This window comes from Vibrio sinaloensis, assembly GCF_023195835.1.
Taxonomy (GTDB): Bacteria; Pseudomonadota; Gammaproteobacteria; order Enterobacterales; family Vibrionaceae; genus Vibrio; species Vibrio sinaloensis_C.
In genome coordinates, this window is the sequence record NZ_CP096199.1 from 1541129 (window position 1) to 1553400 (window position 12272).

Below are 12272 nucleotides of genomic sequence, written 5' to 3' on the forward strand. Positions count from 1 at the left end.
CTGTATTATTAATGGTTTTACCGAATAATTCAACGAATTATAGCAATCGTTTACTCAATGGCTGAACAGTTTAGGTTGAGCAACATCAGCTCGCGTAGTGCAACAGAGAACTTAGCGAACTCATGGACCGAACCTACCTTGAACTCATTGAGAATATTTTCCCAACGATGTAGCGAGACTTCATTGGCAACAATCCACTCATCTAACGCTTTCATGACATCGAGATCTTCCGGTGCGCATGAACAGCTTAACACTTGACCTGTCAACTGGCGCTGTTGCCAATCGAGATCCTCACGGAATGCTGCTCGAGCCAAAGCTTGCCAGTTGTTGTCGACTGCCTGACCATTGATCTGTTTCAAGAACCAGTGCAGTGACAAACGATCGCCCAAGTTGTAGTACAGTTTGGCCGTTTGCTCGACAGTTTTGCCTTTTTCACGGGCCACTGTGGATATATCCAGTACAGAGTATAGGCTTGATAGACGCGCAACATAGTTCGCCAATTGCTCACTCATGCCCTGTTCAATCCATGCTTGAGCCATGTCGTTGTGCTCCTCAACTTCCGAAGGCACCAACATGTCATCAAGATGAGTTTTAATGATTTCCACATCCGCTTGATAAAGCTCGATCAAGGCTTGGACTGACTGCTTACCCTTACGATTGCGCAGTAACCAGCGTGACAAACGACGCAATGTACGACGCACATAAAAGATCATATCGTATTGAGCTTCAGTGGTCGCTTGGTTATCCAGCTTGCGGATCTCTTCAAGCACAGTACCAAGACCAAAGATTTCTCGCGATGCCGCATACGCATTAGCAATATCGACAACGTTAGCACCAGTCTCTTCTTGCAGACGGGTGACAAAGTTACATCCCATTTCGTTGACCATTTGGTTGGCCAAGGCCGTTGCGATAATTTCAGCGCGTAGTGGATGATTATCCATTTGCTGCGAATAGTTACGGCGTAACTCTGTTGGGAAGTAATTCACCAGTTGCTGTGCGTGGAATGCATCATTGGCAATATCTTCATGAACCAACTCCTCTTTCAGCACCATTTTAGCGTATGCCACGAGTACCGACAGTTCTGGGCGGGTTAATGCCATGCCTTGCTTTTCACGCTCAAGGAGAGTCTCGTCGTCAGGAATGTATTCGAGTGCACGGTCTAGATAACCGGCCTTTTCCATAGTATGGATAAAGCGAATCTGCTCTTTAACCAGAGACGTGCCTTGTTGTTCCGTCACGGAAATCGACTCAGACTGGCAGTACGCATCATCCAATACGATCTCGCCCACTTCATCTTCCATCGACTCTAAGATCTTGTTGCGCTGTTTCACGGTAAGATCGCCGTTGGCGACCAATCCGTTCAAGAAGATCTTAATGTTCACTTCGTTATCGGAACAATCTACACCACCGACGTTGTCAACAAAGTCGGTATTGACACGACCACCGTTAAGCGCGTATTCAATACGTCCTAACTGAGTCATACCTAAGTTACCGCCTTCGCCCACAACTTTCGCTTTCAAGTCTCGACCATCAATGCGCAATACATCGTTGGCACGGTCGCCAACATCGGTATGGGTTTCTGTCGAGGCCTTGACGTACGTACCGATACCGCCATTCCATAACAAATCCACCTTCATCGACAGGATCATTTTGATCAGTTCATTGGGTGCAACCGAGGTCTTCTTGGTGCGCAACATTTTCTGAATTTCAGGCGTCAAGCTAATTGATTTAGCACGACGAGAGAAAATGCCACCGCCTTGAGAAATGAGCTCAGGGTTGTAATCCTCCCAGCTTGAACGAGGTAGGTTGAACAGTCGGTTGCGCTCTTCCCAGCTTGACGCTGAGTCTGGGTTTGGATCAATAAAGATGTGCATGTGGTTAAACGCAGCTTGCAGGCGAATATGTTTCGACAACAACATCCCGTTACCAAATACATCCCCTGCCATGTCACCCACACCAATCGCGGTGAAATCGGTAGTTTGACAATCGATGCCCATTTCGCGGAAGTGGCGCTTCACTGATTCCCAGCCACCTTTGGCGGTGATACCCATCGCTTTGTGGTCGTAACCATTCGAGCCACCGGATGCAAAGGCATCACCTAGCCAGAAGTTGTATTCTGCTGACACTGAGTTAGCTAAGTCAGAGAATGTCGCGGTGCCCTTGTCCGCTGCAACAACCAAGTACGGATCATCTTCGTCATGACGAACAACGTTCTTTGGATGAACGACTTCACCTTCGATGATGTTATCTGAGACATCAAGTAGCGCGCGAATGAAACGCTTGTAACAGCGTTGGCCTTCAGCAAAGATTTCATCACGGCCACTCAACGTGTGCTGACGTTTACAGACGAAACCGCCTTTAGCACCAACCGGAACGATTACCGTGTTCTTCACTTGCTGCGCTTTAACAAGGCCCAGAATTTCAGTTCGGAAATCTTCTTGACGGTCTGACCAACGCAAACCACCCCTTGCAACTTTGCCACCACGTAGATGAACACCTTCGATATCAGGTGCGTAGACAAAGATCTCAAACGCAGGCACCGGTTGTGGGATCTCTGGGATCTCACTTGGCTTCATCTTCAGTGACAACCAAGGTTTGTGGTTCTTGTCATCGTCTACTTGGTAATAGTTGGTGCGTAAGGTTGCGGTGATCATTTCCATGTAGCGGCGGATAATACGATCATCGTCCAAGCTTTCAACATGATCCAACTGCTCAGTAATACGAGCAATCAGCTCAGTTTGTCCTTTCTGGCTGCCTTTGTATTTTGGTTCAAAGCGCTTAGCAAACAGCTCCACCAGCCCTTTTGCTAGATCTGGATAGTGGCTGAGCGTCTCTTCAATATATTGTTGACTGAATGGGAAGCCAACTTGACGCATGTAACGTGCGTACGCGCGAAGTATCGAGATTTCACGTCCAGTGAGAGAAGCGCCAAGCACTAATCGGTTGAAACCATCGCTCTCAAGTTCACCAGCCCAAATTGCCGCGAACGCCTGTTGGAAACGATCACGCGCTTCACGCAGATCCACGGTCTTCTCGCTCTTATGCAGCATAGAGAAATCAAGGATCCAGTACACTTGGCCGTTAGCTTTACGCACTTCATAGGGCGACTCACCTATCACACGCAGACCTAAGTTCTCGAGCATCGGCATAACATCAGACAGGTGGATTGGCTCATCACGGTGATAGAGTTTGAGTCGCACCGATTTAGAATCACTGCCTAACTCTTGCGGACGGTAAAACAACATGCCGAGCTTGTTGTCATCATCCAGTTTTTCGAGTCGTTCAATGTCTGCAACCGCAGAGCCTGGCATCACATCTTCTTTGTAAGATCTTGGGAAGGCACGCAAATATTCTTTAGAGAGTGGTAAGCCTTTGCTTTCACCAAAGTTAGCTACGATCGCTTCTGATAAACGATCATCCCAAGTTGAAGATGCTTCCATTAAGTTTTGCTCAATCGTTTTAACGTCGACGTCCATATTGTTGTTATCAACACGAACAATGTAATGAGTGCGGGCCAACGGGCTCTCAGAGAAGTAAGTTGTAAACTCGACTTCTTGTTCGCAGCCAAAATACTGTTTCAAAATACGCTGAGTTTGACGGCGCAGCTCTGTGTTGTAGCGATCTTTAGTGACGTAGACCATACAGCTGAAGAAACGGCCAAACGGATCTTTGCGAACAAACAGACGCAATAGATCTCGGTCTTGCATTTGCACCACGCCCATGCCGACTTCTAGCAGCTCTTCTTCTTTCGCTTGTAGTAGTTCATCGCGCGGATAATTTTCTAAAATATTATGCAGGGCTTTATAAGAATATGAGCCTTCACGATAGCGGCTCGCCTCTAAAATACGTTCTACTTTTTCTCGAATAAGTGGAATGCTACCAACGCTCTGGTTATAGACCGCAGACGTATAAAGACCAGTAAAGCGATGTTCACCGATCACTTTGCCGTTCTCATCGAATTTCTTAATCCCAATGTAGTCGGTATAAGCTGGGCGATGGATACGAGAAGGACGATTCCCTTTAGTCACAATCAACAAGAAAGGCTTCTTGGCCTCTAGGCGTGCCGAGTCAGGAAAATCACTGAGTTTAACAGTGCGTACACGCTCGCGACTAGCAAACAGACCTAAACCTTTATCGGGTGTTGGCCTTAGCTCAGTATCGCCATCAATATTCACTAGGTCGTATTCTTTGTAACCCATAAACGTGAAGTTATGATCTCCAAGCCAACGCAAGAATTGGATCGACTCATCATAACGATCACCCTCAATAGCGATATTGTCTCTTTGCGCTTCGACTTGAGAAGTCACCTGCTCAAGCTTCTCGACCATGAGTAACCAATCTTGAACGACTAAGCCCGCATCATTGAGGATACTCAACAGCTCTTGCTTAAGTGAGTTCATCGCGTCTTTACTACTCAATCTATCTACTTCGATATGGAACAAGGATTGAAGCGCACCTTCACCATTGTTGATAGATGTGATAACACCCTGATCAGTTCGATCAATTTGAGTAGGTCCGTGGAGCATAAGGTGTGATGAAAGATCTAAACGACTCAGTGCCATTTTGATTGAATCGACTAAAAACGGACAGTCGGGGACCACAATTTCAACGATGGTATGGGTAGACTGCCAGCCTTGGCGACTTACCGTAGGGTTAAAAACTCTTACAGAAATATCATCAGCATTTTTCTCGTTAATATGGTGCCAAAGGGAGACCACAGCGCCATAAAGGTCAGATTCATTACGTTCGATAAGATCGTCTTGAGAAATGTTGCTAAAGAGATGTTGAGCAAGTTGAGTGACTAGGGGTTGATGAGCAAGCTCGAGTTTGTCTTGAATAAGCTTGTACACTTTTTCAAGAAGAACCGGCATCAATGTTTCACGCGCGGTCATAATCACACTCCACAATTAGAATTGTATGTATTTTTGAGGGATGTTGTAAGCATAGTGCTTAACACGGGTAATGCCGCTTTATTGTAAAAGCTTTATTGATAAATAGTTAATTCTTTTAGGAGTGGTAAGAGGTGAAATGTTTGAGAATGTGACTAAGGTTCTATTTAAACTTCTATAAAATCAGTTGCTCACAGAAGTTCTAACTTTAGAAACTTATTTTTATGGTCAGTTGTTAATCTGAAGCGCCCTTTTAGCCCTATTTGACTAACAAAAGGCCTGAAACGAGATGCAGGCAATTGGAGGCGTAAGCCATTGTCTGTTATGACTAAAATGTTGCTAGCTGCGCCATTATAGTGAGACAGAAAAGTTTGATAAGAGATATTAAGCGTAAAGTAGTACTGATTCATAATGGATGACATGAGTCGATATTTTGCGCCAACAACAAAAACTGTATAAATAAACAGTAGCACTATAAAGTGCTACTGTTTTGAGCACGGACTAAGATTCAAGCGCCTTGGTGACTTTCTCAAACAAGTCTTTGGCCAGGTCGTCCATCGCTTTTAATGATTCAAGCTCCTGCTTAATCAAAGCTTGACGACTAGCGTCGTACTTACGCAACTTGAGCAGTGGATCAATCAAACGCGAAGCCACTTGCGGGTTGCTGCTATTTAGCTCGCGCAAGATCTCCCCTGCAAACTGATAGCCTTCACCCGTTTTCGCGTGGAAACGTACCGGGTTCATGTTGAGGAAAGAACCGATTAGGCTGCGAGTACGGTTAGGGTTCTTGAGGCTGAACGCTTCGTGATTCATTGTTTGTTTAATGACCTCGAGTGCATCAGCAGCAGGGTTAGTCCCTTGCAGTGCAAACCATTTGTCCATCACCAAACCGTCATGCTTCCACTTGTCACTGTAGTCTTGCATCAGCGCTTCACGGCATTCTAGCTGCGCACTGTTCGCTGCGCTCATCGCCGCTATGGTATCGGTCATGTTGTTGGCATCGGCGTATTGCGCACTCACCAACTCATTGCCTTGTTCGGTATACGCAAGGTAGCCGAGCGCCGTGTTTCGCAATGAACGTTGGCCAATGGCTGCATGTTCAATTGAGTACTCTTGCTGTTTAGAGCTGTGGTAGATGGCACTAAGTTCATCTTGAAGCTCAGTCGCTAGAATCACTTTAAGTGCTTTCAATACGTTAGCCACCGCATCTACATCGACTTGCTTGTACCAACCAGACACCTCATTGAAGCTTGGTAGCGAGAGCATTTCTGCGATAAACGCTGGCTCAAGTTGGTCTGAGAGTAATACTCCACGGAAGGCATCGATGACCGCTTCAGTCAATGTCACCTCTTCACCAGCTTGCACTTTCTCTACATTGAAGCGAATGTACTTGGCCAGTAACATTTGTCCCGCATCCCAACGAGCAAACTCGTTGCGGGCGTGAATCATGAGGAAGGTCAGCTCTTGATCACTGTAGTCATACTCAAGTTTCACAGGCGCTGAAAATTCACGTAGCAATGACGGGATTGGCTGCTCGGCAACATGGTCAAACACAAAGGTCTGCTTAGCTTGAGTCACATCCAGTACATTACCCACCTTTTCACCGTTACGGCGTAACTCGATAATATCACCGTTCGCAGCATACAGTTCTACATCAAAGGGAATATGTAATGGCTGTTTCTCTGCCTGATCCTGAGTCGGCTCAGTAGACTGCTCAACGGTGAGAGAATAGGTTTGCTCTGCTGAGTTATACTCACTGGTCACACGCACAGTTGGCGTACCCGACTGGCTGTACCAAAGGCGGAACTGCTTGAGATCTACGCCGCTGGCATCTTCCATCGCAGCGACAAAATCTTCGCAAGTCGCCGCTGTACCGTCGTGACGCTCAAAGTACAACTTCATCCCTTTTTGGAAGCCCTCTTCGCCCAATAGAGTGTGCATCATTCGAATCACTTCACTGCCTTTTTCATAGACGGTCAAAGTGTAGAAGTTATTCATCTCAATGACTTTATCAGGGCGAATTGGATGTGACATTGGGCTGGCGTCTTCGGCAAACTGCGGACCACGAATGATTCTGACGTTATTGATGCGATTTACCGCGCGAGAGCCAAGATCAGACGAAAACTCTTGATCACGGAACACGGTCAAACCTTCTTTTAAGCTCAACTGAAACCAGTCACGACAAGTGACGCGGTTGCCAGTCCAGTTATGGAAATACTCATGGCCGATCACCGCTTCAATGCCTAAGTAGTCAGTGTCCGTAGCGGTCTTTTCATTGGCCAGTACGTATTTTGAGTTAAAGATGTTGAGACCCTTGTTCTCCATCGCCCCCATGTTAAAGAAATCAACAGCAACAATCATATAGATGTCGAGGTCATACTCTAGGCCAAAACGCTCTTCATCCCACTTCATTGAATTGATCAAAGAGGTCATCGCGTGTGGTGCTCGATCCAAGTTGCCTTTATCGACAAAAATTTCTAGCTCTACATCGCGGCCAGAGCGAGTGACAAACTTATCGCGCAGTACATCAAAGTCACCGGCGACTAATGCAAATAGGTAAGCAGGTTTTGGATGTGGATCTTGCCACTGTACCCAATGACGGCCGCCCTCGAGTTCACCCTCTGCAATTCGGTTACCGTTACTGAGTAGATAGGGATATTGCGCTTTATCTGCAATCACTTTGGTGGTGTATTTAGCGAGAACATCTGGTCTGTCTAAGTAATAAGTGATGCGACGAAATCCTTCTGCTTCACACTGAGTACAGAATGCTCCGCCCGACTTATACAAACCTTCCAGCGCCGTATTCGCTTCTGGATCGATCAAAGTCTCGATAGTCAGTTCAAATTCAGCGGGTAGACGATGAATCTCCAATCCGCCTTCTACTTGCTGATAGTCACTCCATGCTTCACCATTAACAGTCACTGCATTTAACGTTAACGCTTCGCCGTCGAGTTTAAGTGTATTGGAATCTTTTAACTGTTTGACCTGTGAAATCGCACGGACCGTCGTTGCGTTGTCGTAAAGATCGAAGGTCAAGTCGATATCGGTAATCGCATGAGAGGGAGACTGATAGTCTTTGCGATATTTGGCTTGTGGAGTCTGAGCCATGTCTAAATCCTTCTGACGAATAAGAGATTAAAGAGACCAATCCGAATAAATATCTGAACGCCTATTTATCCCGATTGGCATCGCACGACGACCGCCGCGCTGTTTGATGTTTACATCCATCATTTGCGTGTTAGCTTACCTCTCTGTACGTAAAAAAACGAGGCTCCGCTAAGAAATACCTCGTTTTTTGTCTATTGTTGGCGAAAAAATCAAATAATTTGTCTAATTTATCCGCAAAGTTCGTGTTAATTACCGAATCCGATTTAACACTGCGTACAGTGCTCCCTCTTCCATTTCCAAGGTTAAGGTGTCGCGATTCAGGGTATATTTGGTCTCATGCTCGCCGTTTTCGTATAGCAGCACCAAATGTTCGCCTTCGGTGTAATAGACTCCTCGATGTATCGCTTCATCACCATCGTCATTGCTGACTCTAAACATAAACACAAAGTCAGGCTGCAGTATCAGATCAACCTGATCAACATCGCTGGATGCCACGTCATCCCCGCCCACTTGGTCGCTTGACCACATACCTGCCAACGCGTTCGACAAGGCTTTAGTAAAAGTCACCCCGTTAAGATTGAGCAGATTGTGGTTGGCAGAATACTGGTACACTTGCGGCTCATCACTATTGAGCCCGAGTATGATGGTATCTTCATTCGCGGTATAGAGGCCTTCCCAGTGGTCAACGGAATAATCACGCTTTTGAATGTCGATTTTAAAACTATAGTTTGAGTCGAGTGAGAGCTTTATCGCCAAAAAGTTTTCTTGGGATTGCTCGGGATTAGGATTAACCAGGTACCAATCCCCTAATAGGAAAGGCTGATCAAATTGGGTTAAGTCGCTATTGTCTCTTGCAGATTCAGCCATCACAGAGAAACTTAGCAAGAGTGATAACAAGGCCATCAGTTTCATAGCGCGCTCCTTACTCTTTTCTTTAAGCTTAGGCGCAGCACCAATAAAACGCGAAGAAATTGATCTAAATCACATTAATTATTCATACAAAAAAAGCGAGCCAGTTGGGCTCGCTTATTAACTTATTGATTAGATTAGGACTTCAACATATCTATCATGATTGCCACAGATTCATCTAAGTAAGCGTCTGGTGCTTGATAATCTTTTGGCACATCCTCAAGTGACTTAAACGGCTCTTCACCATTGGCCTTTTGACGCTCATTGATTCGTGCGAGACGTTGCTTATCTGCCTTTTCGCTTTCAGCTTTGCGCGTTGCTTCATTGAGAGACAAGGTGTTGTCGTCTTTTTCTGCGCGATATTTAATAATATCTTCCGCGATAAAACCAAACTCCAGATCATCGGCAATGCGTTTTTGGTGCAGTTCGGTCAAGCGCTTAACCTGCTCAGAGTTACGTTGTAACACTTCATATTTCGCAGGTTCAATACTGTCCCAAGGCAACGCATTGTCTTCAACACTTTCCCCAGTTTCGCTTGGCTCCACTGCGGTTGGGAATGCAATATCCGGTGCGACTCCACGATTTTGCGTACTGCCACCATCAATACGGTAGAATTTTTGAATGGTGTATTGCACATACCCAAGCTCTTTATCGAACAGATCATAGATGTGATTTAACGAACGATGCTGCTGAACGGTACCCTTTCCAAACGAGTTTTCACCGACGACTAACGCACGACCGTAGTCTTGCATCGCCGCGGCAAAAATCTCCGAGGCCGAAGCACTGTAGCGATTAACCAAAACTGTCATCGGACCGTCGTAGCTAATCTCTCCGTCGGTATCACTGTTAACATTGATACGACCGTAACTATCACGCACTTGAACAACCGGCCCACTAGTAATAAACAAACCCGATAGAGCCGTCGCCTCAGTCAGTGCTCCGCCACCGTTGTTTCTTAGGTCAACAATGATGCCATCAACCTGATGCTGCTTGAGCTCAGTGATAAGCTTATCGGTGTCTTTTGCTAGGCCAACATAGAAGCTAGGTACTTCGAGTACACCAATTTTTTTACCATCTTTTTCAATCACTTCGGATTTAACAGCGCGATCTTCAAGGCGAATCTTATCACGTACGATAGTGATAACTTCTGATTTGGCACCTTGACCTTCGGGTAAAACTTGCAAGAACACTTTGGTGCCTTTCGGGCCTTTGATCAGTTGAACGACATCGTCTAAGCGCCAGCCGATAACGTCGACAATCTCTTCGCCATCTTGGCCAACTCCGATAATGCGGTCACCTTCAGAGAGCTGTTTGCTTTTAGATGCAGGACCACCAGCGACTAAAGAACGGATCACCGTATAGTCTTCAGTCATTTGCAATACAGCCCCTATACCTTCCAGGGAGAGGTTCATTTCAGTTTGAAACTGATCAGCACTGCGAGGTGACAAGTAACTTGTGTGGGGATCCACCTCTCGAGCAAATGCGTTCATATAGAGCTGAAACGCATCTTCACTATGCGTTTGGCTCAAGCGTTTAAGCGCATTGTTATAGCGCTTGCCGAGCACCTCTTTGATCTCATCCCACTTTTTGCCCGTCAGCTTAAGATTGAGTGCGTCATACTTTACGCGCTTGCGCCACAACTCATCGAGCTCTGTGGTATCTTTCGGCCACTGGGCTTCGCTACGATCTAGCTCAATCGACTCATCGCTATCGAATGTCATCTCTGTTTCTAGCAGACGCAATGCATACTCGAAACGCTCATAACGACGTTTCATTGACAAGTTGTACACATCAAATGCGATCTGATTATCACCCGATTTTAACTGTTCATCGATCGAACTCGACCATTTAGCAAAGGAGTCAATATCAGCTTGAGTGAAAATGTTTTTGTTGTAATCAAGCATCTCGACATAGCGGTCGAAAATGGCTTGAGAAAACTGATCGTTTAACGAGAAGTGTTTGTAGTGGGAACGAGTAAAGCGAGATGTGACACGTTTGCTTGCGGTCTCATGCTGAGCTTCAGGAGCGAGGACAGGTAAGTCTTCTAGGCTGATGTTTGCTTCTAGTGCATTTGCAGTAGACGCTGCTAGCCAGAGGCTAGCAGCAATCAGCGACAATTTTGAACGGCATTTCATGCGTAGGAGTATCTCCTTTATGCGCGCAGGTGCTCCGCTTTCACAACCATTTGTAGGCCGTTAGACAGTTGAACACGCACATCTTCCTTATTGATTTCAACGATAGTCGCAGCCATGTTTCCTTTGCCCATATTAACGTTAACTTGATTGCCTACTTTTACTTCGTCGGCATTCAGAGCGCGTGTCTCTACTGGCTTACTGGCTTTTTGTACTTTGTTCTGTTGTGGGCGACGGCCTTGAGGCTTCTTCGCCGCAGGCTTCGCTTTTGCTTTGCCTTCTTCACGTGCTTTTTGAGCTTGCTCTTTACGACGTGCTTGTACCTTAGCTTTGCTCTCTGCAAGTGCAGTTTTTGCGTGTTCTACGTGTTCTTCGTCAAGTTCACCCGCTGGGTTACCATCCAAATCGACACGGACTGCACCAGGCTTAACACCGTGTAGGTAGCGCCATGATGAAGTGTACTGTCTTAACGCTGCACGAAGCTGAGTCTTGCTCACTTTTGGATCATCTGCGAGACGTTCCGCAAGATCTTGAAAAATACCAATTTTAAGTGGTTTTGCTTCACCTTCTAAAGTAAAGCACTTAGGGAAACATTCAGCAACGTATGCGATAACTTCTTTGCTGTTTTTTAACTTTTCAGTGTTTTCCATGAGGATTCCTGGTTGTTGCGGCTTGTCCGCGAGCATTAAGTATAAATATTTGAGGTATTATAGTGACCTGCAAGCGAAAAACCACACTCAATAATCAATTTATGCCTTGATAGCGTGTGAATTAAGCAGCTTTTCTACTTCACTCATCAAAAACGTTAACCCCTGCTCATCGATTTCACTAAATCGCCCAACATGAGGACTGTCGATATCGAGTACGCCAGCGACTTCCCCACCAATCGAGAACGGAATCACAAGTTCTGAGTTGCTTTCTGCATCACAAGCGATGTGACCTTCAAACTGATGGACATCATAGATACGCTGCACGCTGTTGGTCGACACCGCAGTCCCGCACACCCCTCGCCCTACCGGAATACGCACACAAGCAGGTTTACCTTGGAACGGGCCCAATACTAACTCGCCTTCTTTCATTAGGTAAAAACCCACCCAGTTAAGTCCCTCTAATTCCATATTCAATAAAGAACTTATATTAGATAAGTTAGCAATGAGATCAGACTCAGATTCGATTAATGCGATGACTTGTTTGGTTAAGCGTTGATACTGTTCTATTTTCATACTACTTCCAT

7 protein-coding genes are annotated in these 12272 nt (G+C 45.8%); all 7 read right to left on the bottom strand.

Translation table 11 applies throughout. The annotated features are described in order from the left end of the window. Positions 1–50: 50 nt before the first annotated feature. Positions 51–4892, bottom strand: a complete 4842-nt coding sequence (locus tag MTO69_RS07045) for an NAD-glutamate dehydrogenase (protein WP_248327795.1) — start codon at positions 4890–4892, stop codon at positions 51–53. Between the two features lie 188 nt (positions 4893–5080). After that, a complete protein-coding gene (locus tag MTO69_RS07050; protein WP_248327797.1) occupies positions 5081–5299 on the bottom strand; it encodes a DUF2835 domain-containing protein in 219 nt (72 codons plus the stop codon). Between the two features lie 91 nt (positions 5300–5390). Beyond that, on the bottom strand, positions 5391–7997 hold the full coding sequence (pepN, locus tag MTO69_RS07055) for an aminopeptidase N (protein ID WP_248327799.1): 2607 nt from the start codon (positions 7995–7997) through the stop codon (positions 5391–5393). Positions 7998–8246: 249 nt separating this feature from the next. After that, entirely contained in the window at positions 8247–8909 is a 663-nt protein-coding gene (locus MTO69_RS07060; RefSeq protein WP_248327801.1) for a hypothetical protein, read from the bottom strand. Between the two features lie 134 nt (positions 8910–9043). Continuing rightward, the gene (gene prc / locus MTO69_RS07065) at positions 9044–11041 is read right to left on the bottom strand and encodes a carboxy terminal-processing peptidase (protein WP_248327803.1); all 1998 of its coding nucleotides are present in this window, start codon (positions 11039–11041) and stop codon (positions 9044–9046) included. Between the two features lie 17 nt (positions 11042–11058). Beyond that, a complete protein-coding gene (proQ, locus tag MTO69_RS07070; RefSeq protein ID WP_248327805.1) occupies positions 11059–11688 on the bottom strand; it encodes an RNA chaperone ProQ in 630 nt (209 codons plus the stop codon). Between the two features lie 99 nt (positions 11689–11787). Continuing rightward, positions 11788–12261, bottom strand: coding sequence for a GAF domain-containing protein (locus tag MTO69_RS07075; protein WP_248327807.1), 474 nt, complete (start codon positions 12259–12261; stop codon positions 11788–11790). Positions 12262–12272 lie beyond the last annotated feature (11 nt).

What these genes read in the sequence shown, in the direction of transcription:
- MTO69_RS07045 (WP_248327795.1), bottom strand. Translation starts at nt 4,892, where the DNA reads ATGACCGCGCGTGAAACATTGATGCCGGTTCTTCTTGAAAAAGTGTAC.
- MTO69_RS07050 (WP_248327797.1), bottom strand. Translation starts at nt 5,299, where the DNA reads ATGAATCAGTACTACTTTACGCTTAATATCTCTTATCAAACTTTTCTG.
- pepN (WP_248327799.1), bottom strand. Translation starts at nt 7,997, where the DNA reads ATGGCTCAGACTCCACAAGCCAAATATCGCAAAGACTATCAGTCTCCC.
- MTO69_RS07060 (WP_248327801.1), bottom strand. Translation starts at nt 8,909, where the DNA reads ATGAAACTGATGGCCTTGTTATCACTCTTGCTAAGTTTCTCTGTGATG.
- prc (WP_248327803.1), bottom strand. Translation starts at nt 11,041, where the DNA reads ATGAAATGCCGTTCAAAATTGTCGCTGATTGCTGCTAGCCTCTGGCTA.
- proQ (WP_248327805.1), bottom strand. Translation starts at nt 11,688, where the DNA reads ATGGAAAACACTGAAAAGTTAAAAAACAGCAAAGAAGTTATCGCATAC.
- MTO69_RS07075 (WP_248327807.1), bottom strand. Translation starts at nt 12,261, where the DNA reads ATGAAAATAGAACAGTATCAACGCTTAACCAAACAAGTCATCGCATTA.